Source organism: Belnapia arida, assembly GCF_016773205.1.
Lineage (GTDB): Bacteria > Pseudomonadota > Alphaproteobacteria > Acetobacterales > Acetobacteraceae > Belnapia > Belnapia arida.
The window spans coordinates 1,169,305-1,193,973 of the sequence record NZ_JAETWB010000001.1; the positions used below are offsets into that span (position 1 = coordinate 1,169,305).

The following is a 24,669-nucleotide window of genomic DNA, read 5'->3' on the forward strand; positions in this document are numbered from 1 at the left end:
GCGCGGGGCTTTGATGAGGGCATGGCGGTCGCCCGGAGCGGCCGCCCCTCAGGAAGGAGCCCCAATCGATGCCCCGCATCACCAAGATCCTCGCAGGCGGCGCGCTCGCGCTGGCGCTCGGCACCACGGCGCTGACACCCTTCACCCCGCCGGCGACGGCCCAATCGGCCAGCCAGCCAGCGACGGCCGTCGCGCTGCCGCGCCCGGTCGGGCCGGACTTCGCCGACCTCGCCGCGCGGGTGGCGCCGGCGGTCGTGCGCATCAGCATCACCGGCCATACCGAGGCGACGCCGGCGCAGGTGCCGCCGGAGCTGCGCGGCACGCCCTTCGAGCGCTTCTTCCAGCAGCGCCAGGGCCCGGCCGAGCGGCGGGTCATGGGCCAGGGCAGCGGCTTCATCATCGACCCGGCCGGCTATGTCGTGACCAACAACCATGTGGTCGGCCAGGCGGATTCGGTGAAGGTGGAGCTGGCCGACGGGCGGCAGCTGCCGGCCCGCGTGGTCGGCACCGACCCGAAGACCGATCTCGCCCTCATCAAGATCGAGGCCGGCGGCAACTTGCCGACCGTCGCCTTCGGCGACAGCGACAAGCTCCGCGTCGGCGAATGGGTACTGGCCATGGGCAATCCCTTCGGCCTCGGGGGGACGGCGACGGCGGGCATCGTCTCGGCGCGCGGGCGGCAGATCGGCGCCGGGCCCTATGACGACTTCATCCAGACCGATGCCTCGATCAACCCGGGCAACTCCGGCGGGCCGCTGTTCGATGCGCAGGGCCAGGTGGTCGGAGTGAATGCGGCGATCTTCTCGCCCTCGGGCGGCAATATCGGCATCGGCTTCGCGATCCCCGCCTCGCTTGCGCAGTCGGTCGTGGCGCAGCTGAAGGAGCATGGGCGGGTGGAGCGCGGCTGGCTCGGCGTCTCCACGCAGCGGATCGACCCGACGCTGGCGAGCGCGCTCGGCCTTCCTGACAGCAGGGGCGCGCTGATCGGCGCGGTGGAGCCGGACGGGCCGGCGGCCAGGGCGGGAGTGCAGAGCGGCGACGTCGTCACTGGGGTGAACGGCCATGCGGTCGTCGTGCCACGCGACTTGGCCGAGGCGGTGGGCGAGCAACGGCCGGGGGCGACCGTCACCCTGGCCCTGCTGCGCGACGGCAAGCCCGTGGAGCGGCGGGTGACGCTGATCGCCATCCCGGGCCAGCAGGAGGCCAAGGGCGCCGCCGGGGAGGCCCGGTCCTCGGGCAATCTCGGCCTGGCGCTGGCGCCGAATGAGCGCGGCGGGCATGGCGCGGTGGTCGCCGGAGTGCAGCCGGACAGCGTGGCCGCCAGCCAGGGCCTGCAACCGGGCGATGTCATCCTCCGCGCCGGGGACCGGGCGGTGAACGGGCCGCGCGACGTGGCGGAGGCCGTGGGCGCCGCCCGGCAGGCCAACAAGCCGGCCATCGCGCTGCAGATCGAGCGCGAGGGTGGGCGGGCCTTCATCGCCCTGCCGCTGAAGGCGGGCTGAGGGCCGGGGCCGGGGAGGGAAAACGCTTCCCTGGCGCCTACCGGCATGGGCGTTGCATCCTCTGGCCATGCAGGGCGGCCTGGCGCATTGACGCCGGGCCGCCGGGCGCGCATGGCGGGCGGCGACCCGCATCCCAGCCGAGAGGACGAGGCATGGAACCCTGGCAGCTCACCGCCGCCACCGCCGCCGCGAAGCTTCGCGAGGGCCGCCTCACCGCCGAGGCGCTAACCCGCTCCTGCCTCGAGCGCATCGCCGAGCGGGAAGCGGTGGTGAAGGCCTGGACCTTCCTCGACCCGCGCCTCGCCATCGCCAACGCCCGCGAAGTGGACAAGGTCCATACGATGGGCGCGCTGCACGGGCTGCCGGTCGGCGTGAAGGACATGATCGAGACGGCGGACATGCCGACCACCTATAATTCACCGATCTACCAGGGGCTGCGGCAGGGGCGGGATGCGGCCTGCGTCGGCATCGCCCGCGGCGAGGGGGCGGTGATCCTCGGCAAGACCGACACGGTGGAATTCGCCGCGGCCGGGCGCCGAGCGCTGACCCGCAACCCGCGTGACGCAGCGCGGACGCCGGGCGGCTCCTCTTCCGGCTCGGCAGCGGCGGTCGCGGACGGGATGGTGCCGCTCGCCTTCGGCACCCAGACCGGGGGCAGCACCATTCGCCCGGCCTCCTTCTGCGGCATCTACGCGATGAAGCCGACGCATGGGGCGGTCAGCACGGAGGGGGCGAAGCGCTACGCGCATACGCTCGACACCATCGGCTGGTACGGAAGGGCGCCGGAGGACCTGCGGCTGGTGGCGGAGGCCTTCCGCCTCTTCGATCTCGACCAGCCTCTGGGGAAGGGACTGCGCGAGCTGCGGATCGGTCTCTGCGGCGGGCCGAACTGGCACCTGGCGGCGCCGGAGTCGCGGGCGGCGCTGGAGCTGGCCGGACGGCGGCTGGAGGAGGCCGGGGCGGCGGTCGAGCCGCTGGCGCTGCCGCAGGCCTTCGAGGGCATCACCGAGGCGCAGCGGGTGGTGCTGCTCGGCGAGGGGCGCGGCGCCTTCCTGCAGGAATATGTCGCGGCGCCCGGCCTGCTGCATGCCGACTTCCGCGACCGCGTCGAGAATTTCGCCGGGATCAGCGGGGCGCAGCTGGCCGGGGCCTACAACCTGGCGGCCGATTGCCGGAAGCTGTTCGACGCGCTCTTCCCGCACTTCGACGCGGTGCTGACGCCGGCCGCGGTGGGCGAGGCGCCGCTCGGGCGGCAGGATACCGGCAACCCAGTCTTCAACAGCATGTGGACGCTGCTGCACGTGCCCTGCATCGCCGTCCCCTGCACGACGGGGCCGCATGGGATGCCGGTGGGCGTGCAGATCGTCGGGCCGCGCTTCGGCGATGCGGCGCTGCTCGACGTGGCGGCGCTGGTGGGGCCGGTGATCGACCCGCGCTGAGGGCATGCCGGGGAGGGGCTGGCCTCCCCGGCCGTCGCGTCAGGCGATGGTGCAGGCCTCTTCGAAGGAGAGGCGCGGCAGGCGGTCGAAGACGCCGCTCGGGTCGCCATGGCCGAGATTGACGAGGAAGTTGGACTTCACCGTGGTGCCGGCGAAGAAGGCCTCGTCGCATTTCGCCTTGTCGAAGCCGGACATGGCGCCGACATCGAGGCCGATGAGCCTGGCCGCCATCATCAGGTAGGCACCTTGCAGCGTTGCGTTGCGGAAGGCGGTCTCCGCCGCCAGCTCCGGACTGGAGGTGAACCAGGAGCGGGCATCGGCATGCGGGAAGAGCTGCGGCAGCTTCTCGTAGAATTTCATGTCCTGCGCCACGATGACGCAGACCGGGGCGCTCATCGTCTTGGCAAGGTTCCCGGAGGAGAGGCAAGGGGCGAGGCGTTCCTTGCCCGCCTGCGTCGTGACGAAGACGAAGCGCGCCGGCGAGGAGTTGGCCGAGGTCGAGCCCATCTTAAGGATGTCGTAGATCTGCCGCAGCTCGGCCTCGGAGACGGGCTGGTCGGTCCATTTGTTCTGGGTGCGCGCCTTGAGGAAGAGCGCGTCGATGGTGGCCTGGTCGAGCATCGTCAGGGTCTCCTTCTTTGCCTCCTGCATAGACGCTGGAGGCGGCCCCGTCACCGGTCCAGGCGCCGGTGCCGCCGGCGTTCGTTTCGTTATAATTCAACTTTTCCGGGCCCGGGCGCGACCTCTCGAAGACCGGCCACTGGCGGCGCTGAAATCCATCCTCCCGCCACGCATCGCTGCTTCCTGCGCGAGGAAATCCGGCCGGGGACGCGGCATACCATTGAGGATGAACGCCACGGCACGCCCTTCAGCCGCGCAGGCACGCTTGCCGCCGGGCCTGCGTGACCGAGTGATGGTGCAGTGCAGCATTGAGTGCTAACCCATACCCATGCCGCGTGTCACGCCCCTCTTCGTCCTCGTCCTCGCCGCCATGTCAGCCTTCGGGCCGCTGTCGACGGACATGTACCTGCCGGCCTTCCCGGCCATCGCCGCCGGGCTCGGGACGGATGCGGCGCATGTGCAGACGACGCTGGCGAGCTTCTTCGCCGGAATGTCGCTGGCGCAGCTCGCCTTCGGGCCGCTGACGGACCGGTTTGGGCGGCGGCTGCCGCTGCTGGCCGGGCTAGGCATCTTCGTCCTCGGCTCCATTGGCTGCGGGCTGACCAAGGAGGTCGGGTGGCTGGCGGTGTGGCGCTTCATCCAGGGGCTTGGCGGCTGCGCGGGGATGGTGACGGCGCGGGCCATCGTGCGCGATGTCACCGAGGGGACCGAGACGATCCGACTCATGTCGCGCCTCATGCTGGTGGTGACGCTGGCGCCGATCCTGGCGCCCTCGCTGGGCGGGGTGCTGCTCGGCTGGGGCGGCTGGCGGATGATCTTCTGGGCGCTGGTGGCCTATGGGCTCGGCCTCGCCCTGGTAGTGGGGCTGGTTCTGCCGGAGACGCTGCCGCCCGACCGGCGGCGGCGGGAGGGGCTGGCCGGGGTGCTGATGGTCTATGGGCGGATGCTCGGCACACGGCGCTTCATGGGGCTGGTGCTCTCGGGCGTGCTGCCGATGGCGGGGTTGTTCGCCTACATAACCGGCTCGCCCTTCGTCTTCATGGAGTTGCACGGCATCGCTCCGGGACAGTACGGGCTGCTCTTCGGGGCGAATGCGCTCGGCATCATGGGCGTCTCGCAGCTGAACGCGATGCTGTCGCAGCGGCATCCGCCGGAGCGGGTGCTGCTCTGGGGGCTCTGCGCGATGGCGGGGGCGGGCGTCGCGATGGCGGCGCTTTCGGGGACGGGGAGCTTCTGGGGCATCGCCGTTCCGCTTTTCGTCTATGTCGCCAGCATCGGGATGGTGATGCCGATCGCCGCGGCGCTGGCCATGGCCTCGCAGGGGCGCTCGGCGGGGAGCGCCTCGGCGCTGATCGGCACGCTGCAATTCGGCGGTGGGGCGCTGACGGGCGCGCTGGTCGGGGCGTTGTACAACGGAACGGCGGTGCCGATGGCCGTGGTGATGGCGCTCGCGGCACTGGCGGGGCTGCTGAGCCGGCTAGTCCTGGTGCGCTGAGGGCGGGTCCTGGATGAGCACGCCGTACCAGCCGAGGCCCCGATAGGTCTCGTAGCCGGGAGTGCGGTGGAACCCGATGGCTCGGTCTTCGGCATCGCGGTAGGCGCCGGCCTCGCGGCCGCCATGGTCCAGCCGGATCGTCTCGGTCAGCACGCCTCCGCCGGAGGATGCGGCCAGCACTCGGCCGGCTGCATCGAGCAGCAGCACGCGGGTGCGGGCGCGCTCGGCGTGCGAGAGGCGGACGCCCCGCACCACCGCCTCGGCCTGCGGGGCCCAGTCGAAATGGATGCCGAGCACGCCGGTCGGGCGGCCTTGGGCGGTGGCGCCCTCGCGCACAGCGGCGGCGTAGGTGGCGACCGGGGCGTCGCCGAGCGGGGCGCAGCGGGCGATGTCGGTGACGGCGTAGTCGTCGCCGCTCGCCGTCTCCAGCGCGGCGCGGAACCAGGGCGCGCCGCCGGCCATATGGCCGCGGAGGCCGGGGTAAGGATCAGGCCGGCCATGGGCGATGACGCGGCCGGAGAGGTCGCAGAGCCAGAGGTCGAGATAGACGGTATAGGCCGAGAGGATGACATTGAGGCGTCGCTCGGCATGGGCGAGGCGCGGCGGGGAGGGGTCGGCGGCCGCCTCCGCCACCGCCGCATCGGTTGCCCACCAGCGCACGTCGCAGCTGCGCTCGTAGAGGTTGCGGTCGATGATCTCGATGGCGTTCAGCGCCAGGTCGACCAGCCGCTGGCCACCGACCTCCTCGGCCATGCGGGCGCCGATGCGGCGAAGGGCGGTGAAGGCGCCGCGCAGTTCGCCATCCATCTCCGCCGCGAGGCGGGCGACCTCGGCGGCGACGGATTTCACCTCGCCGGCGACGATGCCGAAGCCGCGGCCCTGCTCGCCGGCGCGTGCGGCCTCGATGGTGGCGTTGAGCGCCAGGATGCGGGTCTGGCCGGTGATGGACTGGATGGCGCGAACCTTGCCGGCCGCCAGCGCCTCCGCCTGTTCGGCAAGCGCAAGCACGCGCTCGGGCGTGGCGGCCTCCTCGGTGACCTGCATTCCATTCATGGCGGCATTCCCGATTCCCTGCCGCCGAGTGTGGCGCCCGGCGGTTAACGCCGGGTTTCAGCCGCCGCGGGCCTGGGCACGGAGGATGTGCTTCTGGATCTTGCCGGTGCTGGTGCGCGGCAGCTCGGTGAAGAGGATGGATTTGGGCGCCTTGAAGCCGGCCATGCGCTCGCGGCAATGGGCGATCAGCTCCGCCTCGCCAGCCGTGGCACCCGGCTTCAGCTCGACGAAGGCGCAGGGCACCTCGCCCCACTTGTCGTCGGGGCGGGCGACGACGGCGGCGAGTGCGACGGCGGGGTGCTTGTAGAGCGCGTCCTCCACCTCGATGGAGGAGATGTTCTCGCCGCCGGAGATGATGATGTCCTTCGAGCGGTCGCGGAGCTGGATGTAGGCGTCCGGATACTTCACCGCGAGGTCGCCGGTGTGGAACCAGCCGCCGGCGAAGGCGGCCTCGGTCGCGGCGCGGTCCTTGAAGTAGCCCTTCATCACGACGTTGCCGCGCATCATCACCTCACCCATGGTCGTGCCATCGGCGGGGACGGGCTGCATCGTCGCCGGGTCGAGCACGTCGAGGGATTCGAGGGCGAGGTAGCGGACGCCCTGGCGGGCCATCAGCCGGGCCTGATCAGGGGCGGGAAGGGAATCCCAGGCGCGGTTCCACTCGTTGACGACCGCGGGGCCGTAGCATTCGGTGAGGCCGTAGACGTGGAGGACAGCGAAGCCCGCCTCGCGCATACGGCCGAGCACCGCCTCGGGCGGCGGCGCGCCGGCGGTGACGAACTGCACCTGGTGGGGAAGGGGGCGCTTCCCGTCCTCCGGCGTGTCGAGCAGCGTCGCCATGACGACGGGGGCGCCGCACATGTGGGTCACGCCATGCTCGGCCATCAGCGCCCACATCGCCGGGCCGCGCACCGCGCGCAGGCAGACATGGGTGCCGGCGACGGCGCAGACCGTCCAGGGGAAGCACCAGCCGTTGCAGTGGAACATCGGCAGGGTCCAGAGATAGACCGGGTGCCGCGCCATGCTGGCCGAAAGCACGTTGCCGGTGGCGAGAAGCTGCGCGCCGCGGTGGTGGTAGACGACGCCCTTCGGCCGACCGGTGGTGCCGGACGTGTAGTTAAGCGCGATCGCATCCCATTCATCCGCCGGCATCGACCAGGCGAAGGTGGGGTCGCCCTCAGCCAGCAGTGCCTCGTAGTCGAGGCCGCCGAGGGTCTCGGCGCGTGCCGCCTCCGGCGCCTCCGGATCGTCGACCTCGATGACGAGGGGCGAGGCGCCGCTGATGGCGAGTGCCGCGCGCAGCACGGGGGCAAATTCACGGTCGGCCAGGATGGCCTTCGCCTCGCCATGCCTCAGGATATAGCCGATCGTGTCGGCATCGAGCCGGGTGTTGATGGTGTTGAGCACGGCGCCGGCCATCGGCACGCCGTAATGCGCCTCGACCATGGCCGGGGTGTTGGGCAACAGCGCGGCCACCGTGTCGCCGTGGCCGATGCCCCGCGCGGCAAGCGCCGAGGCGAGGCGCAGGCAGCGCGCGTGGAGTTCGCGGTAAGGCCGGCGCAGCGCGCCGTGCACCACCGCAACGTGGTTGGGGAAGGTCGCCGCTGCGCGCTCGAGGAAGAGCAGCGGCGTCAGCGGCTGGTGGTTGGCGGGGCAGCGCTCCAGCCCGGTCTCGTAATCCGCGGCGGCCATCGGGCGATCCTCCTCAGCGATGCCGCCATTCCGGCCGGCGCTTGCCGATGAAGGCGCCGATCCCCTCGGCCGCATCCTCGGCGAGCAGGTTCTCCACCATCACCCGTCCGGCCGCCTCGTAGGCCTCGGCGAGCGGCAGCGCGGCCTGCGCGTTGAAGCCGCGCTTGCCCATCCGCACCGCGACGGCGGAGCGGGAGGCGATGCGCTGCGCCAGCTCCAGCGCCGTCGCCAGCGCCGTGCCCGCGGGGACGACTCGGTTGACGAGGCCCATGCGATGCGCCTCCTCCGCCGGGACCATCTCGCCGAGCAGCAGCATCTCCATCGCTGGCTTGCGCGGCACGGCGCGGGCCAGCGCCACGCCCGGCGTCGAGCAGAACAGGCCGATATCAACGCCGGGCGTGCAGAATTTCGCGGAGGCGGCGGCCACCACCAGGTCGCAGCTGGCGGCGAGCTGGCAGCCGGCGGCGGTGGCGATGCCCTCGACCGCGGCGACCACAGGTTGGGGCAGGGCGACGACGCGCTGCATCACCGCGCCGCAGGCCGCCATGGTCTCGGCAAAGAAGGCCGCGCCGCCATCCGGGTCGGCGCGACGGGCCGTGATCTCCTTCAGGTCATGGCCGGCGGAGAAGGCAGGGCCCTCGGCCGCGATTACCACGGCACGGATGCCGTCCTCCACCGCGACGCTGTCAAGCGCCGTCTGCAAGGCGGCCAGCATGGCGCGGGACAGGCTGTTGCGCGCTGCCGGACGGTCGAGGGTGATGATGGCGACGGCGCCTTCGTCGCGGCGCGTCACCGGGGGCGTGTTGTCGCCCGTGCTGGCCATCGCTGCCTCCCTGGCAATATGGGCCATATTGCCAGGGAGGGCGGCGGCGGCAAAGCCGCCTTTGTCAGGCCGGCGTGAACATGGTCGCCGGCGGGCTGTCGCCTTGGGTCGGCTTGAACACCACCTTCACCTTCTGGCCGATGCGGACCTCATCGAGGTCGCAATCGACGATGTTGGTGAAGATGCGCACGCCCTCGTCCAGCTCGACATAGGCGACGCAGTAAGGCTCCTTTGTCCGCATCACCGTGTAGGTGTAGACCGTGCCGGTGCCCTTGGCCTCCACCAGCTCGACATTGTTCGAGAGGGTGAAGGGCGAGCAGCCGCGCGGGTACCAGAAATGCTTGCCGGTATCCTTGCAGAGCCCGATCAGCAGGCGGCCTTCGCGGGCCGCGTCGAAATAGGGCTTGTTGGTCGGGTCGACCGCGATGGCCGGGAGGGCGCGGTTGGAAGCAGGCGTTGCCATGATCGATTACTCCCGCTCGAGGATGACGGTGGCGCTGCCATGGCGGGTGCCGAGCAGGCCGCCCGTGCCATGCGCCAGCGCGAGCGTGCAGCCCGGGACCTGGACCTTGGGGTGGGCCTCGCCGCGGAGCTGGCGCACCGCCTCGATCACCTTGGTCATGCCGCCGCGATTAGCCGGGTGGTTGTTGCAGAGCCCGCCGCCATCGGTGTTGAAGGGCAGCTTTCCGACGCCGGAGATGAGGTTGCCGTCGGCGACGAACTTGCCGCCCTGGCCCTTCTCGCAGAAGCCGAGGTCCTCGAGCTGCATCAGCACGGTGATGGTGAAGCTGTCATAGATCGAGGCGTACTGGATGTCCGCAGGCCGGCAGCCGGCCTCCTCGAAGGCGCGCGGGCCGGACCAGCGGGCGCCGGAATAGGTCAGGTCGGTATAGCCGGCATTCTGGTTCTTGGTCGCCTCGCCATGGCCGCGCACCTTCACCAGCGGCCGCTTCAGCGATTTGGCGATTTCCGGCTTGGTGATGATGAGGGCGCCGCCGCCATCGGAGATGACGCAGCAGTCGAGGCGGTGCAGCGGGTCGGAGACCATCGGGGAGTTCACGACGTCCTCGACGGTGACCACTTTGCGGAGCATCGCATGCTCGTTCCACTGGGCATGGTGGCTGGCGGCCACCTTGATCCAGGCAAGCTGCTCCGAGGTGGTGCCGAACTCATGCATGTGCCGCATGGCGCAGAGCGCATAGGCATTGGCGACGGTGCGGCCGTAGGGGATCTCGAAGGGGTCGTCGGGGACGTTGACGCCCCAGCTGCGCGGCGCCGTGCCGGTCGCCATCGCCTCGGCGCGGGGGCGGCCAGCCAGCGTGACAAGGGCGATGTCGCAGAGGCCCATGGAGATGGCCTCCGCCGCATGCCCGACATGCATGACATAGGAGGAACCGCCGACATCGGTGCTGTCGAAATGCCGGAGCTTCGTCAGCCCGAGATAGTCCGCCATGTTCAGCGGGCCGAGGCCCGGGGCGGCGCCGGTGCAGAAGAAGCCGTCGACATCGTCCTTGGTGAGGCCGGCATCCTGCAAGGCGCCATAGGCGACCTCGGCATGGAGCTGCGCCACGGACTTGTCGTCGGCCTTGCGGGTCGGGTGCTCGAAGGCTCCGACGATATAGGCCTTGCCGTTGATGCTCATGGGGCTGGACGCCCTCCCTCTTCGATCGATAGCCTGCTTAGCGTTCTACCAAGCCGCGCCCCCGTCAAGCCGGGGCGGGCGCTATTTCAGCCCCGTGCCAAGGAACTGCCGCAGCTCCGGCGTCTGGGGGGCGCCGAACAGCCGCTCGGAGGGCCCGACCTCCCAGACCTTGCCCTGGTGCATGAAAATGGTCTGCGTCGCCACGCGGCGGGCGAAGGCCATCTCGTGCGTGACCAGCAGCATGGTCATGCCGTGCTCCGCCAGCCGCTCCATGGTCGCCAGCACCTCGCCGGTCAGTTCCGGGTCGAGGGCGCTGGTCACCTCGTCGAAGAGCATCACCTTCGGCTTCATCGCCAGCGACCGGGCGATGGCGACGCGCTGCTGCTGGCCGCCCGAGAGGTTGTCCGGCCAGGCCTCGAAGCGCTCGGCGAGGCCGACCTCGGCCAGCGCTTCCTCGGCCCGCTGCCGTGCCTCCGCCTTGCCGACGCCGAGGACGACGCGCGGCGCCAGCATGATGTTCTCGCCGACGCGGAGATGCGGGAAGAGGTTGTAGCTCTGGAAGACGATGCCGACATCCTTGCGCAGCTCGCGGAGGCCCCGGCCGGAGGCGTCGAGCTTGTGGCCCGAGACCTCGATGCTGCCGGCCTGGATCCCTTCCAGCCCGTTGATGCAACGAAGGAGAGTCGACTTGCCGGAGCCGCTGCGGCCGATGATGGCGATGACCTCGCCGCGCTCCACCGTCAGGTCGATGCCCTTCAGCACCTCCACCGCGCCGAAGCTCTTGCGGACGCCCTCAACCTGAACGACGGGCATTGAGCCTTCCTTCCAGCCGCCGCGCGAGCAGCGAGATCGGCCAGCAGATGATGAAATAGGTCGCCGCCACCGTGCCGAAGACCTTGAAGGGGGCGAAGGTGGCGTTGTTGACGAGGTTGCCGGCGCGGGCCAGCTCCACCACGCCGATGATCGAGACGATGGAGGTGTTCTTCACCAGCTGCACGATGAAGCCGACCGTCGGCGCCACGGCGATGCGCACCGCCTGGGGCAGGATGACGTAGCGGTATTGCTGCGCCCGCGACATCGCCAGGGCGGCCGAGGCCTCCCATTGCTGCCAGGCGACGGACTGGATGGAGCCGCGCCAGATCTCGCCGAGATAGGCGCTGGCATAGATCGCCATGGAGACCGAGGCGGCGACGATGGGCGGCATGTCGACGCCGCCCATCGAGAGCCCGTAATAGGACAGGAAAAGCAGCATCAGCACCGGGATGCCCTGGATCATGCCGATCCAGCCGGCGGCCAGCATCCGCAGCGGGGCGAGCTGCGAGGTCCGCGCCAGCGCCACGATGAAGCCGAGAAGTCCGCCGAGCAGCAGCGAGAGCAGCGTCAGCAGCAGCGTCCAGCGCGCCGAGGCGACGATGAAAAGGAACTCGGATTCCGAGAAGGTGCGGATCATCGGCCGGATTGCGTCCGCAGGCGCCCGAGGCCGGAGCCCTTCGGGAAGAGCACCGCGCCCAGCATTGCCAGCAGGCCCCGCATGACGAGGGCGAGCGCCAGGTAGATGGCAGTGACGGTGATGTAGACCTCGAAGCTGCGGAAGGTGTCGCTCTCGACATTCGCCGCCGTGCCGGAGAGCTCCTGGACGGAGATGAAGGAGCAGACCGAGGTGGAGAGCATCATCAGCACGAACTGGCTGGAGAGCGAGGGCCAGACGCGTGCCAGCGCGGGCGCGATGACGACATGGCGGAAGACCTGCCAGCGCGTCATGGCCAGCGACAGCCCGGCCTCGATCTGGCTTTTATGCACGCTCTCGATGCCGGCGCGGACGATCTCGGTCGAGTAGGCGCCGAGATTGAGCACGATGGCGCCGATCGCCGCCTGCTCGGCCGTCAGCTTAACGCCGATCGAGGGCAGGCCGAAGAAGATGATGAGAAGCTGCACCAGGAAGGGCGTGTTGCGCACCAGCTCGACATAGGCATCGACCGGCCAGCGCAGCGCCCGCGGCGCGAGGCCGCGCAGCATCGCCAGCAGGATGCCGAGCAGCGCGCCGAGCGAGATGCCGATGGCGGAGAGCTGCAGCGTCAGCCACAGCCCCTCCAGCAGCACGTCGCTGCGGGCAAAGACCGGGCTGAACTGGAACTGGAAGCCGTTCACCGCCTAGAAAACGGGGAGGTCGGCGGGCAGCGGGCTGCCGGTCCACTTGTTCGAGATGTCGTCCAGCTCGCCGCTGGTCTTCATGAAGTAGATGGTGTTCTGCAGCCACTGCCGCAGCTCGAACTGGTCCTTGCGGACCGTCATGCAGTTCGGCTGGTTGAACAGGGTGAACTTCGCCTCGAGCCCCGCCTCGGGCCGGCCCTTGGCGATGTCGCCGCCGATGGTGTCGGGGATGCCGACCGCGTCCACCTGGCCGACGATCAGCGCCTGGGCGGAGGTCGCGTCATCCTCGAAGCGGACGACATTGGTGCCGCGCGGCGCGCGTCGCAGCAGAGCCTGTTCCTGCGGCGTGCCGCGGGGGACGCCGACGCGCTTGCCGGCGAGGTCCTCGATCTTGGCGATGGGGCTGTCCTTCTTCGCCATCACCACCATGCGGAAGGCACTGTAGGGCATGGTGAACATCACCGAGCGGGCGCGCTCCGGCGTGGCGCCGAGCGTCGCGCAGAGGAAGTCGACGCGGCCGGCCTCGAGCGCCGGAATGCGCGACGGCGGGGTCAGGGAGGAGATCTCGACCGGCACGCCGAGATACTTGCCGAGGAGGGCTGCGACATCGAGGTCGTAGCCGACGGCGTTGCCGGTGGCGTCCACCATGCCGAAGGGCGGCGCGCCGGTGACGACGCCGATGCGGACCTTGCCGCGCTTGATGATGTCGGCGGTGGTGATGGGGCCGGACTGCTGCGCCTGGGCTTCCCGCGAGAGGAAGGCGAGGCCGGGCAGCGTGGCCGCCGCGGCGAACAATCCAAGGCGCGTGATCATTGTCGTTCCTCCCCCGTATCCGGCTTCCTCGGCCGCTGTCAGACCACGCTTGTCAGCCCGCCGTCAACATAGAGCAGGTGGCCGTTGACATAGGCCGAGGCGTCGGAGGCCAGGAAGATGGCGGCGCCCACCAGTTCCGGCAGCTCGCCCCAGCGGCCGGCGGGGGTGCGCTTGCACAGCCAGTCGTCGAATTCGCGGTTGGCGCGAAGGGGGGCGGTCAGCTCGGTGCTGAAATAGCCCGGCGCGATGCCGTTGGCCTGGATGCCGTGCTTCGCCCAGTCGGCGCACATGGCCTTGGTCAGCATCCCCAGCGCGCCCTTGGTAGCGGTGTAGGGGCCGGTGCCGGGGCGGCCGAGCATGCTCATCACCGAGCAGGTGTTGACGATCTTGCCGCGGCCGCGCGGGATCATCCGCTTTGCGACGGCGCGGGCGCAGTAGAAGGCGCTGTCGAGGTTGGTGGACATCACCGCGCGCCAGGTCTCGTCCGGCATCTCGTCGAGCGGGCCGCGGAGGTTGACGCCGGCGTTGTTGAACAGGATGTCGATGGGACCCGTGCCGGCCTCGATGGCGGCGACGCCCGCCTCGACAGCCGCCGGGTCGGTGACGTCGAAGGCGGCGGTCTCGGCCTGGAGGCCGTCGGCGCGGAGACTGGCGACGGCGCGCTCCAGCTTCGCCGCGTCGCGGCCGTTCAGGACCACCCGGGCGCCCGCCTCCGCGACGCCCCGGGCCAGGGCGAGGCCGATGCCCTGGCTGGAACCGGTGACGAGCGCCAGCCGGCCGGTGAGGTCGAAGAGCTTGAGCGACATGGTCCCATCCCCTAACAGCAGGCCGGACAGTTGCAGGGGAGGCGCAGTTGGACAAGCCGGAGCTTCTGGTGATGGGCGTCCTGCCGGACTGGGACCTGGAGCCCATGGCCGAGCGCTATACCCTCCGCCTGCTCCACGAGGCGCCGGACGAGAACGCCTTCATCGCCGAGCATGGGGCGGCGATCCGCGGCATCGTGACCAAGGGCGAGATCGGCGCCTCCGCCGCGCTGATGGACCGGCTGCCGCAGCTCGGGATCGTCGCCTGCTACGGCGTGGGCGTGGATGCGATCGACCGGGCCTATTGCGCGAAACGCGGCATCCCGGTGACCAACACGCCCGACGTGCTGACCGAGGATGTGGCGGACCTCGCCTTCGGCCTGCTCCTGGCCGCCGCGCGGCGCATCCCGGCCGCCGATGCCTGGGTGCGGGACGGGTCCTGGGTAAGGGAGGGCTCGATGCCGCTGACCACGCGGGTCTGGGGCAAGCGGATGGGCATCGTCGGGCTCGGGCGGATCGGCTCGGCGGTGGCGAAGCGGGCCAAGGGCTTCGGGATGGCGATCAGCTACAGCGGCCGCAGTCCGAAGCCGGACGTGCCCTACACGTTCTACCCGAGTCCGGCGGCGCTGGCGCCGGAGGTCGACATACTCGTCTGCTGCGCCATGGGCGGGCCGACGACGCAGGGGCTGATCGACCGCGCGGCGATCGAGGCGCTGCGGCCGGGGGCGATCTTCGTCAATGTCAGCCGCGGCTCGGTGGTGGACGAGCCGGCGCTGGTGGAGGCGTTGCGCAGCCGGCGCATCGCCGCGGCCGGGCTCGACGTGTTCTGGAACGAGCCGGCGATCGACGCGGAATTCGCCAGCTTCCCGCATGTCGTCCTCGCCCCGCATGCGGCGAGCGGCACGGTGGAAACCCGCCGTGCCATGGGTGCGCTGATGCAGGAGAACCTGGCCGCGCATTTCGCCGGCCGGCCCCTGCCAACGGAGATCAGGCCGTGAAGTCCGTCGTCATCCACGCGCCGAAGGATCTTCGCGTCGAGGAGCGCGAGGCGGGGGCGCCGGGCCCCGGCCAAGTCGCCATCCGCATCAAGGCGGGAGGCATCTGCGGATCCGACCTGCATTACTACCTGCATGGCGGCTTCGGTGCCGTCCGGCTGCGCGAGCCGATGGTGCTGGGGCATGAGATCGCGGGCGTGATCGAGGCGCTGGGACAGGGGGTGCCGGGGCTCTCGCCGGGCCAGGCCGTCGCGGTCAATCCGAGCCTGCCCTGCGGCGCCTGCCGGCACTGCCTCGCCGGACGGCCGAACCACTGCCTCGACATGCGCTTCTACGGCAGCGCGATGCGGATGCCGCATGTGCAGGGCGGCTTCTCCGAGCTGCTGGTCTGCGAAGCGGCGCGCGCCGTGCCGCTGCCGGAGGGGATGGCGCCGGAGCTCGCCGCCTTCGCCGAGCCGCTCGCCGTCTGCCTGCATGCCGGGCGGCAGGCGGGGCCGATGCTGGGCGCGCGGGTGCTGGTGACGGGAGCGGGACCGATCGGCAACCTCGCCATCGCCGTCGCCCGGCATGCCGGGGCAAGGGAGGTGGTGGTGACGGACCTCCACTCGACCCCGCTGCTGACGGCGCGGCGCATGGGCGCGGACCGCACGCTCTCGATGAGCGAGGACCCGGACGGACTACTGCCCTATACGCTCGACAAGGGGCATTTCGACGTTGTCTTCGAGGCGTCCGGCAGCGGCGCGGCGCTGGCCTCGGCGATCCAGGCGGCGCGGCCGGGGGCGGTGATCGTGCAACTCGGCCTCGGCGGGGATGTCGGCCTGCCGCTCTCGGCGCTGGTGGCGAAGGAGGTCTCGCTGCGCGGCACCTTCCGCTTCCATGAGGAGTTCGCCCTCGCCGTCGATGTGCTGGCGCGCGGCGACATCGACCCGACGCCGCTGCTGACCGCGACGATGCCGGTGGCCGACGCCGTCGCGGCCTTCGAGCTGGCCGCCGACAAGAGCCGGGCGATGAAGGTGCAGCTGGCGTTCTGAGGCGGTGGGTGTGGCGGGTTGATTCCCGGCCGCGCCCGTCGCAGTCTTCCGGCCAAGCCGAAGAAGGATGGTCCGGGACGATGCGAGCCCTCGTACTCCGCCAGCATGGCGACCTCGATGTGCTGGCGCTGGAGAGCGACTTTCCGACGCCCCAGGCGGTGCCGGGGCATGTCGTCATCCGCGTCCGCGCCTCCTCCTTCAACTATCATGACGTCTTCACCGTAAAGGGCATGCCGGGCATCAAGGTGCCGATGCCGGTCGTCATCGGCCTCGACATGGCGGGTGAGATCGCCGAGGTGGGGCCGGAGGTCACGGGCTGGGCGCCAGGTGACAGGGTGCTGGTCAATCCCATCAACAAGAAGAAGGGATTGATGGGCGAGATGCTGGATGGCGGCATGGCGGAATACTGCCTCGTCGCCGCCGACCAGCTGATCCGCCTGCCGGAAGGCGTCAGCTTCGAGCAGGCGGCGGCGCTGCCGGTCGCCTACGGCACGGCGCACCGGATGATCGTGACGCACAAGACGATCAAGGCGGGAGACAATGTGCTGATCCTCGGTGCATCGGGCGGCGTCGGCACGGGCTGCGTGCTGCTGGCGAAGCAGCTGGGCGCCTATGTGGTGGCCGCCGCCGGCGGCGAGGAGAAGTGCCGGCGCATGCTGGAGATCGGCGCCGACGAGGCGATCGACTACAGATCGGTCGATTTCTCCAAATGGGCGATCGAGCGCTTCGGCAAGCCGCAGCGGCGGAGCTACGAGGGCGGCGTCGACGTGCTCGTCAACTACACCGGGGGCGAGACCTGGGGGCCGGGCCTGCGCTGCGTGAAGCGGGGCGGCAAGATTCTGGTCTGCGGCGCGACGGCGGGCTTCGACCCGAAGGAGGACCTGCGCTTCATCTGGACCTTCGAGTTGCAGGTGATCGGCAGCAACAGCTTCTACAATGAGGACTTCATCTCGCTCATGGACCTGATCCAGCAGGGGAAGATGAAGCCGGTGATCGACAAGGTGCTGCCGCTGGAGCAGGCGGCCGAGGGGCTGTCGCTCATCCGCGACCGAAAGGTGATGGGCAAGGTGGTGGTGACGCCATGACGCTCGAGGAGGTCCAGGCGCTCGTCACCCGCGCGCCCTACCACCAGTGGCTCGGGCTGAAGGTGGTCTCCTTCGGCGGCGGCGAGATCGAGATCCGTGCCACTTGGCGCGAGGAATGGGTGGTGAACCCGGACCGGCGCTACACCCATGGCGGCATCCTCGCCGCGCTGGTCGATCTCGCGGCCGACTGGGCGCTCGGCGCGGAGCTGGGGCGGGGCATCCCGACCGTCGACATGCGGGTGGACTACCACCGGCCGGCCATGCCGGGTGACCTGATCTGCAAGGGAAAGATCGTGCGGCAGGGCGGGATGTTCTCGGTCGCCGAGGCGTCGATCTTCGACCTCGACGGCAAGCTCTGCGCCTCGGGCCGCGGCGTCTACCTCACCGCCCCGCCGAAGTGACCGGCTTCCGCAACCTCGGCGCGCTGATCGACCCGGCCGCGGATGCGGAGAAGACGGCGCTCATCGACCTCTCGACCGGCAAGGCGCGGCACATCAGCTACGCCGCGCTGGATGCGACGTGCGATGCCGTAGCACGCGGGCTGCTGCGGCGGGGGCTCAAGCGTGGCGACCGCGTCGGCATCCTCGCGGCCAATTCGGCGGAATTCCTGGCGGCGCTGAACGGCGCGATGCGGGCGGGGCTGGTCGCGGTGCCGGTCAACTGGCGTTTCCCGAAGGCGACACTCGACTACGTGCTGGAGAACAGCGGCGCGAGCCTCGTTTTCATCGACGAGGCACGGCGCGGGGCGGTGCCGGGCGGCATCGTCATGGGCGGGCCGGAGTGGGAGGCGCTGCTCGATCCCGGGCCCTTCGAGGCGGTGGTGCCGGAGCCGGCGGAGCCGGCGCTGTTCCTCTATACTTCCGGCTCGACGGGGCGGCCGAAGGGCGTGGTGCTGTCGCACCAGTCGCATCTCTGGGTGGTGGAGCAGCGGCTGGCCGGGGCCGACATGCGGCAGGAGCGGGCGCTGATCGCGGCGCCGCTTTACCACATGAACGGGCTGGCCCTCGCGCAGCTCGCCTCGGCCGCGCATATCACCGTGGTGCTGCTGCCGCAATTCGAGGCGCGGGCCTATATCCACGCGATCGGCGAGCATCGCGTCACCTGGATCACCGGCGTACCGCCGATGATGGCGATGCTGCTGCAGGAACGCGAGTTGCTGGCGGCGACGGACACTTCCTGCGTGCGGCATGTGCGCTGCGGCTCGGCGCCGACCTCGCCGGCGCTGCTCGCGGCGATCAGGGCGGCCTTCCCGCAGTCCAGGTTCGTCAACGGCTATGGCACGACGGAATGCGGGCCGGTGGTCTTCGGGCCGCATCCGGATGGCATCCCGACGCCGCCGCTCTCGGTCGGGTATCCGCATCCGGCGGTGGAGCTTCGCCTCAACGCGCAGGATGTGCTGGAGCAGAAATGCCCCGGCATGATGAACGGCTACTGGAACCGGCCGGACCTCAGGCCGCCGGTCACGTCGGACGGGTACTACGTCACCGGCGATGTCTTCTCGGTGGACGGGGATGGCTTCTTCACCGTGGTCGGGCGCGTGGACGACATGTTCATCTCGGGCGGGGAGAACATCTTCCCGAGCGAGGTGGAGAAGGTGCTGGAGACGCATCCGGCCGTCGAGCAATCCTCCGTCATCCCCGTGCCCGACGACATCAAGGGCACCAAGCCGGTTGCCTTCGTCGTCCGCAGGCCGGGGGCAGTGGTGGATGAGGCGGCGCTGAAGGCGCATTCCCTTGCCCATGCGCCAGCCTATATGCACCCGAGGCGCATCTGGTTCGTCGAGGCTCTGCCGCTGATGGGGACCAACAAGATCGACAAGGCGCAGCTCGCCGCCTGGGCGCGCGAAGGCCTGAACCAGCCGGGGTAGGAAACGGCCGTCGCTCCAGCCGGGAGGATGACGACCTTGAAGAGACGCACGCTGCTCGCCCTCGCCGTCGCGCCTGCCCTGGCGCAGGCGGCGGACCTGCCCGACCATCCGGTGGTAATGATCGTCCCTTATGCGCCGGGTGGCTCGGCCGATGTGCTGGCGCGCGCTATCGCCCCGGCCATGGGCGAGGCGCTGGGGCAGTCCGTGGTGGTGGAACTGCGGCCGGGCGCCGGGGGCAATATCGGCGCGGCGCATGTGGCGGAAGGGGCGCGGGCGGATGGCACGACGCTGCTCTTCGCCTCCATCTCGCTCTCGACCGCGCCGGCCTTGCAGAGGCTGAGCTTCGACCCGTTGCGCGACCTGGTGCCGGTGGCGGGGCTGGGTGCCATCCCGAGCCTGATGGTCGTCTCACCGGACAGCCCCCATCGCAGCCTCGACGATGTGCTGGCGTCGGCGCGGTCGCGGCCGGGGGCGATCACCTATGGCTCCTCCGGGCCGGGGACGGGGAGCCATCTCGCCGGGGCGCTGCTCGCAGCGCAGGCGGGGGTGGAGCTGACGCATGTGCCTTATCGCGGCTCCGGCGCCGTCTATCCGGATCTGATCGCGCGACGGGTCGACATCCTTCTCGACGTCATGGGCAGTTCGGCCGGGCAGGTGACAGCGGGGGCGGTGCGGGCGCTGGCGATCAGCGCGGCGGCACGCGCCTCGGCCTTCCCGGCGGTGCCGACCATTGCCGAATCGGGGGTGCCGGGCTTCGAATTCCTTACCTGGTTCGGCTTCTTCGCCCGCAGCGGCACGCCGGAGCCGGCGCGGCGGGCGCTGGAGGCGGCGCTGCTGCGGGCCTTCGCCGCGCCCGCGGTGCAGGAGAGGCTGCACCAAGCGAGCGCGGTGCCGCTGCCGGCGCGGGGCACCGAGTTCGGCCGCTGGTATGCCGGCGAGGTGGCGCGTTGGCAGGGGTTGGTGCGGCAGGGCAAGCTGGCGCGGATCGACTGAGGCGACGCACCCATGCCCATCCCCGACCATGTCTGCGACCATGCCGGGTTGATCCTGGCCGATACGCTCGGCGCAATTGTTGCCGGGCAGGCGCAGCCGGAGGTGCGGGCGATGGCCGAGCGGCGTGCCGGCGCGGGCGTGCCGCTGCTCGGGACGCGGCTCGCGGCGCCGGTGCCGATGGCGGCCTTCCTCACCGGCTTCGCGGGGACGGCGGTGGAGCTGGACGAGGGGAACTATCCCGCGGGCGGGCATCCGGCGATCCATGCGGTGGCGCCGGCGTTGGCCGAGGCGGCGGCGCGGGATGCCTCGGGCGAGGCGCTGCTGGTGGCCGTCATCGCCGGCTACGAAGCAGGTTCGCGGGTCGGCCATGCCACGCGGCTGCGGCCGGCGGCGCATCCGCATGGCACCTGGGGGGTGATCGGCGCGGCGGCGGCGGTCGCCAGCCTGCGCGGCCATGACGAGGGGCGGGCGCGGGCGGCGCTGGAGCTGGCGGCGAGCCTCGGGCTGGCGACGAGCGCGACGGCTTCGCTGCGGGGCGGCTCGGTGCGCAACATCTATGCCGGGGCGGCGGCGCAGAACGGGCTGCTGGCAGTCGACCTGCTGGAGGCGGGGGTGACGGGGGAACCGGGAGGCATCGCCGTGGTCTTCGGCGAGGTGGTCGGCTCGGCCTTCGATGCGGCGGCCTATGCGGAGGCGGAGGGGCGCTGGTTCATCCTCGAGAGCTTCCTGAAACAGGCCAGCTGCTGCCGGGAGACGCAGGGGGCGTTGGAGGCGATCGAGCTGCTGCTGGCGGAGGGACCGGTCGATCCCGGGCAGGTCGAGGGGATCGAGGTGGGGACCTTCGCCTCCGCCGCGCTGCTGGCGGAGCGGGCGCCGGTGGCGCCGATCGCCGGGCGTTTCTCCATTCCCTTCACCGTGGCGACGCGGATGCTGCGGGGGCATGCCTGGATCGAGGCCTTTTCTGCCGAGGCCATCGCCGACCCGGCGACACGGGCGCTGACGGCGAAGGTCAGGGTCATCGAGGACCCGGCCTATACGGCGCGGCTGCCGGCGGAGCGGCTGTGCCGGCTGACGCTGCGGATGCGGGACGGCGGCGTGCGGGAGCGGGTGGTGTGCGGGACGCCGGGCGACCCGGACCGGCCGCTGCCGGAGGCGGCCTTGCGGGAGAAATTCCGCCGCAGCGTCGAGCCGACCCATGGCGCGCGGTGGGAGGCAATGTGGGAGATGGCGCGGCACCCGGGGCGCATCGGCTCCGTGGCGGCGCTGTTCGAGGCCTTCCGGCCATGACGGGCGGCCCCCCACGCCGCATCGGGCCCGATGACGCCGCCGGCTTCCGGTCGCTTCGGCTGGAGGCGCTGCGGCTGCATCCGGAGGTCTTCGCCGCGGACTGGGCCGAGGAAGCGGCGCGGCCGCTCGACTGGTTCGCGGACAGGCTGGCTTCGAACGAGGTCTGGGCCGTGGCGACGCCGGACGGGGCTCTGCTCGGGATGGCGGGGCTGACGCGGCATGCAGCGGCCAAGCTGCGGCACAAGGCCGTGCTCTGGGGCGTCTATGTGCGGGCCGAAGCCCGCGGCACCGGCCTCAGCGCTGCCTTGGTCGGGGCGGTGCTGGCGGCCGCGCGCGGGACGGTGGAGGAGGTCCGGCTCACTGTCACCGCCGGCAACGAGGCGGCGATCCGGCTTTATGAAGGCTTTGGCTTCCGCACCTACGGGCGGGAGGAGCGGGCGCTCCGCGTCGCAGGGCGCGACTATGACGACGTGCTGATGGCGCTGCGGCTGGGCTAGAGCAAACTCACCAAGAGCGTCGACGCCCGTGGTGATTAGTTTACCCTCCAGACCAGTATCTGGGGCAACTTCACCCGTGCCGTACACCGGTGAAGTTGCCCTAACCTAAGCGCCGGCTTCCATCTCCCGCCTGATCCGCACGGCCTCGCTCGACTCGTCGACGGCGACGTCCGCCCAGCCGACCGGTGCGCCGCGTGGCACCGAACGTTTGAGCCGCACGCCATGGGCAAGGCCGATGGGAAGGGCGCCGAGGGCGAGGGAGCGTTCCGCGGGCAGGCACTTGCCCCAGACCATGGCGCCGCCCTCGCCGTCCAACACCTCGCCCTCGGCCAGGTCGCGCTTGGCCGTCGCCACGACATCGCCGCGCCAGGCCTCGGGGGCGCCGGTCGGCTCGCGGCGGAGCGCCGCAGAGGCGATGCTGACTCCGAGTTCCAGCCCGATCAGGTGGTAGGGCCGCCAGAGGGCGGCGAAGCGGCCGGAGGGGTCGCAATGCACGCCGTATTCCGAGAAGCAGCGGCGGATATAGTCGGTCTCTCCCTCGAAGACGGCGTAGACGCCCCAGCGAAGGTCATTGAGGACTTGGCGGCCGTCACGCTCGAGGGAGGAAATCACCTCGACGACGCCGCCGGCGCCGGCGAAGACGCGGGGCAGATCTTGGGTGCCGCAGGGCGGGAAGCTCAGCCCGTCCTCCGGCGGCGCGAGGCCGGTGGCATTGGCGATGGCCGCCATCTCGATGCCCGACTTCGTGCCGTCGAGAAAGGAGTTGAACATCTGCGGGTTCATCCCCCCGAGCCGCGCCTGCTCCTCGGTCAGGCCGTAATGCCCCCAGACCGTCTCAGGCGTGCTCTCGTGATAGGCGGGGAGGTACTTGGTGCCCTTGCCGGCAGCGGTGATGGGCAGGCCCATGGCGCGGATGGTGTCCACCAGCTCGCAGACCAGGGCCGGCTGGTCGCCATAGGCGAGCGAATAGACGACGCCGGCCTGCCGGGCGCGAGCGGCGAGCAGCGGGCCGGCGAGAACATCGGCCTCCACATTGACCATGACGATGTGCTTGCCGTGGGAGATGGCGGCCAGGGCATGGCGGATGCCGGCAGCAGGGTGGCCGGTGCATTCGACGATGACCTCGATGCGCGGCTCGGCCATCAGCGCCATCGCATCCTCGGTGAGATGGGTACCGCCGGTGGCCAGCGCCGCGTCGAGCGAGGCGGGGGCATGGCGCTCCGCCTCCCAGCCGATGCGGGCCAGGGCGTCGCGGGCGCGGGGGATGGAGAGGTCGGCTATGCCGGCGACCTGGATGCCCGGCCTCCGAACCGCCATGGCGAGGAACATGGAGCCGAATTTCCCGGCGCCGATGACCCCGACGGTGACGGGCCGGCCCTCGGCCGCGCGGCGGCGCAGCATGGCGTGCAGGTTCATGGCCGTTTCCTCCGCTTCGTTGAGCGGGGAGGCTAGCGCTTGACGCCGCACCCGCGCCACCCGAGCCTCGCCACCGGAGCGGACAGGGAAGGGCAGCGCCATGCGCGTCGGGGTGATCGGTCTGGGCAGCATGGGGATGGGCGCCGCACTGAGCCTTGTGAAGGTCGGGGGGATGCAGGTGGCGGGCGTCGATCCGCGCGAGGTGGCGCGGGCTGAACTCGCGGCCGCCGGTGGCACTGCCGCGGCCCGCGCCGCCGAACTGCCGGAGGGGACGGAAGCGGTGCTCGTTCTCGTCGTCAATGCGCGGCAGGCCGAGGCGGCGCTGTTCGGGCCGGATGGCGCGGTGCCGCGGCTGGCGCCCGGGGCGGTGCTCATCGTCTCCTCGACCATGGCGCCGGAAGATGCGCGGCGGCTGGCGGCGAAGGCCGAGGGGCTGGGCTTCCTCTACGTCGATGCGCCGGTCTCGGGCGGCGCGGTCGGGGCGCGGGCCGGGGCGATGACGGTGATGGCCTCGGGCAGCCAGGCGGCGATGGCGAAGGCGGCGCCGGTTTTCGCCGCGGTGGCGAAGAAGGTCTGGACGCTCGGCGAGGCGCCCGGCCTCGGCAGCACGATGAAGGTGGTGCACCAGTTGCTGGCCGGGGTGCATATCGCCGTCGCGGCGGAGGCGATGGCGCTCGGCATCAAGTCGGGGATCGAGCCGCAGGCGCTGTTCGATGTCGTCACCAATGCGGCGGGCAATTCCTGGATGTTCGAGAACCGCATGCCGCATGTGCTGGAGGGCGACGAGGCGCCGCGCTCGGCGGTCGATATCTTCGTCAAGGATCTCGGGCTGGTGACGCAGCTGGCGCGTGAGGTGGCCTTCCCGGCGCCGCTGGCCGCGCAGGCGCAGCAGCTCTTCATCTCGGCGAGCGCGCAGGGGCATGGCGGGAAGGACGACGCCTTCGTCATCCGCGCCTACCAGGCCTTGACGGGGATCCGGCTGCCGAAGGTGGGTTAACCGGTGACAGGCATGGAACAGGCGCAGATTAAGTCTTTGTTCTTAGGCGTTTTCGAAGACGTCTGACCATAGCGTCAGACTGGAACATGCTACGAGAACGTCCCACGAACATTAACCCTTGATTCAACGTTCAGGATTTGTTCACATCGGCCTATGCCGATGATCGACCCGTTGGACCCGAACCACATCCCGCCGCCGCCGGGCCGCCCAAGGCCAGGCCCGGTCAAGGGCGGCCTCCGCATCACCGTGATCGGCCTCGGGCCGTTGCAGGAGGCCTGCCTCGCCGGGATGCTGGCGCTGGCGCTCTCCTGGGTTTCCGCTGAGCTGCTGTTCCGGGTGGAGGTGGGGCGGGAGGCGGCGCCCCGGGCGATCCTGTCCGCCGCGCTGCAACCCTGAATCGCTCACTGCATCGCGTGTAGAACCTGCAGCAGTATTGATCCATCACGGCGCCCGTTCTGGCCGTTCCT

Annotated in this window: 25 protein-coding genes; 13 read left to right on the forward strand and 12 right to left on the reverse strand. The window is 70.8% G+C overall.

What is annotated here, in order from left to right; translation table 11 throughout:
- Nucleotides 1-68 precede the first annotated feature (68 nt).
- Together JMJ56_RS05760 and JMJ56_RS05765 are read left to right on the forward strand one after the other, a co-directional pair.
- Nucleotides 69-1,502: a DegQ family serine endoprotease gene (locus JMJ56_RS05760; protein WP_202830607.1), complete on the forward strand. Its 1,434-nt coding sequence runs from the start codon at nucleotides 69-71 to the stop codon at nucleotides 1,500-1,502.
- A gap of 152 nt (nucleotides 1,503-1,654) precedes the next feature.
- Nucleotides 1,655-2,941: an amidase gene (locus JMJ56_RS05765; protein WP_202830608.1), complete on the forward strand. Its 1,287-nt coding sequence runs from the start codon at nucleotides 1,655-1,657 to the stop codon at nucleotides 2,939-2,941.
- A gap of 39 nt (nucleotides 2,942-2,980) precedes the next feature.
- Here the strand turns inward: JMJ56_RS05765 and JMJ56_RS05770 are convergent, their stop codons facing one another.
- Nucleotides 2,981-3,562, reverse strand: a complete 582-nt coding sequence (locus JMJ56_RS05770; protein ID WP_202830609.1) for a malonic semialdehyde reductase — start codon at nucleotides 3,560-3,562, stop codon at nucleotides 2,981-2,983.
- A 328-nt stretch (nucleotides 3,563-3,890) separates the two neighbouring features.
- On the opposite strand from JMJ56_RS05770, the gene JMJ56_RS05775 reads away from it, so the two are divergent.
- Nucleotides 3,891-5,057 (forward strand): multidrug effflux MFS transporter, encoded by a 1,167-nt coding sequence (locus JMJ56_RS05775; protein ID WP_202830610.1) that lies wholly within the window; start codon nucleotides 3,891-3,893, stop codon nucleotides 5,055-5,057.
- Here the strand turns inward: JMJ56_RS05775 and JMJ56_RS35215 are convergent.
- The 10 genes from JMJ56_RS35215 to JMJ56_RS05825 all read right to left on the reverse strand — a co-directional run bounded on the left by JMJ56_RS35215 (nucleotide 5,040) and on the right by JMJ56_RS05825 (nucleotide 14,037).
- A complete protein-coding gene (locus JMJ56_RS35215) occupies nucleotides 5,040-6,110 on the reverse strand; it encodes a methyl-accepting chemotaxis protein (RefSeq protein WP_202830611.1) in 1,071 nt (356 codons plus the stop codon). The two genes, JMJ56_RS05775 and JMJ56_RS35215, sit on opposite strands and share 18 nt — an antisense overlap.
- Nucleotides 6,111-6,167: 57 nt before the next feature.
- Entirely contained in the window at nucleotides 6,168-7,802 is a 1,635-nt protein-coding gene (locus JMJ56_RS05785) for an acyl-CoA synthetase (protein WP_202830612.1), read from the reverse strand.
- Nucleotides 7,803-7,815: 13 nt separating this feature from the next.
- Nucleotides 7,816-8,625: an enoyl-CoA hydratase gene (locus JMJ56_RS05790; RefSeq protein ID WP_202830613.1), complete on the reverse strand. Its 810-nt coding sequence runs from the start codon at nucleotides 8,623-8,625 to the stop codon at nucleotides 7,816-7,818.
- Between the two features lie 64 nt (nucleotides 8,626-8,689).
- Nucleotides 8,690-9,088 (reverse strand): Zn-ribbon domain-containing OB-fold protein, encoded by a 399-nt coding sequence (locus tag JMJ56_RS05795; RefSeq protein ID WP_202830614.1) that lies wholly within the window; start codon nucleotides 9,086-9,088, stop codon nucleotides 8,690-8,692.
- A gap of 6 nt (nucleotides 9,089-9,094) precedes the next feature.
- A complete protein-coding gene (locus JMJ56_RS05800) occupies nucleotides 9,095-10,267 on the reverse strand; it encodes a thiolase domain-containing protein (protein ID WP_202830615.1) in 1,173 nt (390 codons plus the stop codon).
- A gap of 81 nt (nucleotides 10,268-10,348) precedes the next feature.
- Nucleotides 10,349-11,080 (reverse strand): amino acid ABC transporter ATP-binding protein, encoded by a 732-nt coding sequence (locus tag JMJ56_RS05805; protein ID WP_202830616.1) that lies wholly within the window; start codon nucleotides 11,078-11,080, stop codon nucleotides 10,349-10,351.
- The gene (locus JMJ56_RS05810) at nucleotides 11,061-11,717 is read right to left on the reverse strand and encodes an amino acid ABC transporter permease (protein WP_202830617.1); all 657 of its coding nucleotides are present in this window, start codon (nucleotides 11,715-11,717) and stop codon (nucleotides 11,061-11,063) included. Before JMJ56_RS05810 ends, JMJ56_RS05805 begins: the two co-directional genes overlap by 20 nt.
- Nucleotides 11,714-12,415 (reverse strand): amino acid ABC transporter permease, encoded by a 702-nt coding sequence (locus tag JMJ56_RS05815; protein ID WP_202830618.1) that lies wholly within the window; start codon nucleotides 12,413-12,415, stop codon nucleotides 11,714-11,716. The genes JMJ56_RS05810 and JMJ56_RS05815 overlap by 4 nt, the downstream gene beginning before the upstream one ends.
- Nucleotides 12,416-12,418: 3 nt before the next feature.
- The gene (locus tag JMJ56_RS05820; RefSeq protein ID WP_202830619.1) at nucleotides 12,419-13,231 is read right to left on the reverse strand and encodes a transporter substrate-binding domain-containing protein; all 813 of its coding nucleotides are present in this window, start codon (nucleotides 13,229-13,231) and stop codon (nucleotides 12,419-12,421) included.
- 38 nt (nucleotides 13,232-13,269) lie between these two features.
- Complete coding sequence (locus JMJ56_RS05825) at nucleotides 13,270-14,037, reverse strand: SDR family oxidoreductase (protein WP_202830620.1); 768 nt, start codon at nucleotides 14,035-14,037, stop codon at nucleotides 13,270-13,272.
- A 47-nt stretch (nucleotides 14,038-14,084) separates the two neighbouring features.
- Here JMJ56_RS05825 and JMJ56_RS05830 point away from each other — a divergent pair, with 47 nt between their 5' ends.
- The 8 genes from JMJ56_RS05830 to JMJ56_RS05865 all read left to right on the forward strand — a co-directional run bounded on the left by JMJ56_RS05830 (nucleotide 14,085) and on the right by JMJ56_RS05865 (nucleotide 21,789).
- Nucleotides 14,085-15,032: a 2-hydroxyacid dehydrogenase gene (locus JMJ56_RS05830; RefSeq protein ID WP_236037424.1), complete on the forward strand. Its 948-nt coding sequence runs from the start codon at nucleotides 14,085-14,087 to the stop codon at nucleotides 15,030-15,032.
- Nucleotides 15,029-16,060, forward strand: coding sequence for an L-idonate 5-dehydrogenase (locus JMJ56_RS35220; protein ID WP_202830621.1), 1,032 nt, complete (start codon nucleotides 15,029-15,031; stop codon nucleotides 16,058-16,060). The genes JMJ56_RS05830 and JMJ56_RS35220 overlap by 4 nt, the downstream gene beginning before the upstream one ends.
- Nucleotides 16,061-16,140: 80 nt before the next feature.
- Nucleotides 16,141-17,145, forward strand: a complete 1,005-nt coding sequence (locus JMJ56_RS05840; protein ID WP_202830622.1) for a zinc-binding dehydrogenase — start codon at nucleotides 16,141-16,143, stop codon at nucleotides 17,143-17,145.
- Nucleotides 17,142-17,546, forward strand: a complete 405-nt coding sequence (locus JMJ56_RS05845; protein ID WP_043341524.1) for a PaaI family thioesterase — start codon at nucleotides 17,142-17,144, stop codon at nucleotides 17,544-17,546. Before JMJ56_RS05840 ends, JMJ56_RS05845 begins: the two co-directional genes overlap by 4 nt.
- Nucleotides 17,543-19,012, forward strand: coding sequence for a class I adenylate-forming enzyme family protein (locus JMJ56_RS05850; protein ID WP_202830623.1), 1,470 nt, complete (start codon nucleotides 17,543-17,545; stop codon nucleotides 19,010-19,012). Before JMJ56_RS05845 ends, JMJ56_RS05850 begins: the two co-directional genes overlap by 4 nt.
- Before the next feature lie 36 nt (nucleotides 19,013-19,048).
- Nucleotides 19,049-20,005 (forward strand): tripartite tricarboxylate transporter substrate binding protein, encoded by a 957-nt coding sequence (locus tag JMJ56_RS05855; RefSeq protein WP_202830624.1) that lies wholly within the window; start codon nucleotides 19,049-19,051, stop codon nucleotides 20,003-20,005.
- A 12-nt stretch (nucleotides 20,006-20,017) separates the two neighbouring features.
- A complete protein-coding gene (locus JMJ56_RS05860) occupies nucleotides 20,018-21,292 on the forward strand; it encodes an MmgE/PrpD family protein (RefSeq protein WP_202830625.1) in 1,275 nt (424 codons plus the stop codon).
- A complete protein-coding gene (locus JMJ56_RS05865; RefSeq protein WP_202830626.1) occupies nucleotides 21,289-21,789 on the forward strand; it encodes a GNAT family N-acetyltransferase in 501 nt (166 codons plus the stop codon). The genes JMJ56_RS05860 and JMJ56_RS05865 overlap by 4 nt, the downstream gene beginning before the upstream one ends.
- Before the next feature lie 105 nt (nucleotides 21,790-21,894).
- Here JMJ56_RS05865 and JMJ56_RS05870 read toward each other — a convergent pair whose 3' ends face one another.
- Nucleotides 21,895-23,337: an NAD(P)H-dependent oxidoreductase gene (locus JMJ56_RS05870; protein WP_328702280.1), complete on the reverse strand. Its 1,443-nt coding sequence runs from the start codon at nucleotides 23,335-23,337 to the stop codon at nucleotides 21,895-21,897.
- Here JMJ56_RS05870 and ltnD point away from each other — a divergent pair.
- Together ltnD and JMJ56_RS05880 are read left to right on the forward strand one after the other, a co-directional pair.
- Nucleotides 23,306-24,202, forward strand: a complete 897-nt coding sequence (gene ltnD / locus JMJ56_RS05875; protein WP_202830627.1) for an L-threonate dehydrogenase — start codon at nucleotides 23,306-23,308, stop codon at nucleotides 24,200-24,202. The genes JMJ56_RS05870 and ltnD overlap by 32 nt on opposite strands.
- A gap of 159 nt (nucleotides 24,203-24,361) precedes the next feature.
- The gene (locus JMJ56_RS05880) at nucleotides 24,362-24,598 is read left to right on the forward strand and encodes a hypothetical protein (RefSeq protein WP_202830628.1); all 237 of its coding nucleotides are present in this window, start codon (nucleotides 24,362-24,364) and stop codon (nucleotides 24,596-24,598) included.
- The last annotated feature ends 71 nt before the right edge of the window (nucleotides 24,599-24,669 follow it).

Excerpts from the sequence above, each read along its gene's own strand:
- JMJ56_RS05860 (WP_202830625.1), top strand. The coding sequence starts at position 20,018 with ATGCCCATCCCCGACCATGTCTGCGACCATGCCGGGTTGATCCTGGCC.
- JMJ56_RS05795 (WP_202830614.1), bottom strand. The coding sequence starts at position 9,088 with ATGGCAACGCCTGCTTCCAACCGCGCCCTCCCGGCCATCGCGGTCGAC.
- JMJ56_RS05805 (WP_202830616.1), bottom strand. The coding sequence starts at position 11,080 with ATGCCCGTCGTTCAGGTTGAGGGCGTCCGCAAGAGCTTCGGCGCGGTG.
- JMJ56_RS05765 (WP_202830608.1), top strand. The coding sequence starts at position 1,655 with ATGGAACCCTGGCAGCTCACCGCCGCCACCGCCGCCGCGAAGCTTCGC.
- ltnD (WP_202830627.1), top strand. The coding sequence starts at position 23,306 with ATGCGCGTCGGGGTGATCGGTCTGGGCAGCATGGGGATGGGCGCCGCA.
- JMJ56_RS05800 (WP_202830615.1), bottom strand. The coding sequence starts at position 10,267 with ATGAGCATCAACGGCAAGGCCTATATCGTCGGAGCCTTCGAGCACCCG.
- JMJ56_RS35215 (WP_202830611.1), bottom strand. The coding sequence starts at position 6,110 with ATGAATGGAATGCAGGTCACCGAGGAGGCCGCCACGCCCGAGCGCGTG.
- JMJ56_RS05845 (WP_043341524.1), top strand. The coding sequence starts at position 17,142 with ATGACGCTCGAGGAGGTCCAGGCGCTCGTCACCCGCGCGCCCTACCAC.
- JMJ56_RS05880 (WP_202830628.1), top strand. The coding sequence starts at position 24,362 with ATGATCGACCCGTTGGACCCGAACCACATCCCGCCGCCGCCGGGCCGC.
- JMJ56_RS05840 (WP_202830622.1), top strand. The coding sequence starts at position 16,141 with ATGCGAGCCCTCGTACTCCGCCAGCATGGCGACCTCGATGTGCTGGCG.
- JMJ56_RS05865 (WP_202830626.1), top strand. The coding sequence starts at position 21,289 with ATGACGGGCGGCCCCCCACGCCGCATCGGGCCCGATGACGCCGCCGGC.
- JMJ56_RS05825 (WP_202830620.1), bottom strand. The coding sequence starts at position 14,037 with ATGTCGCTCAAGCTCTTCGACCTCACCGGCCGGCTGGCGCTCGTCACC.
- JMJ56_RS05790 (WP_202830613.1), bottom strand. The coding sequence starts at position 8,625 with ATGGCCAGCACGGGCGACAACACGCCCCCGGTGACGCGCCGCGACGAA.
- JMJ56_RS05820 (WP_202830619.1), bottom strand. The coding sequence starts at position 13,231 with ATGATCACGCGCCTTGGATTGTTCGCCGCGGCGGCCACGCTGCCCGGC.
- JMJ56_RS05785 (WP_202830612.1), bottom strand. The coding sequence starts at position 7,802 with ATGGCCGCCGCGGATTACGAGACCGGGCTGGAGCGCTGCCCCGCCAAC.
- JMJ56_RS05760 (WP_202830607.1), top strand. The coding sequence starts at position 69 with ATGCCCCGCATCACCAAGATCCTCGCAGGCGGCGCGCTCGCGCTGGCG.
- JMJ56_RS05770 (WP_202830609.1), bottom strand. The coding sequence starts at position 3,562 with ATGCTCGACCAGGCCACCATCGACGCGCTCTTCCTCAAGGCGCGCACC.
- JMJ56_RS05775 (WP_202830610.1), top strand. The coding sequence starts at position 3,891 with ATGCCGCGTGTCACGCCCCTCTTCGTCCTCGTCCTCGCCGCCATGTCA.
- JMJ56_RS05810 (WP_202830617.1), bottom strand. The coding sequence starts at position 11,717 with ATGATCCGCACCTTCTCGGAATCCGAGTTCCTTTTCATCGTCGCCTCG.
- JMJ56_RS05870 (WP_328702280.1), bottom strand. The coding sequence starts at position 23,337 with ATGCTGCCCAGACCGATCACCCCGACGCGCATGGCGCTGCCCTTCCCT.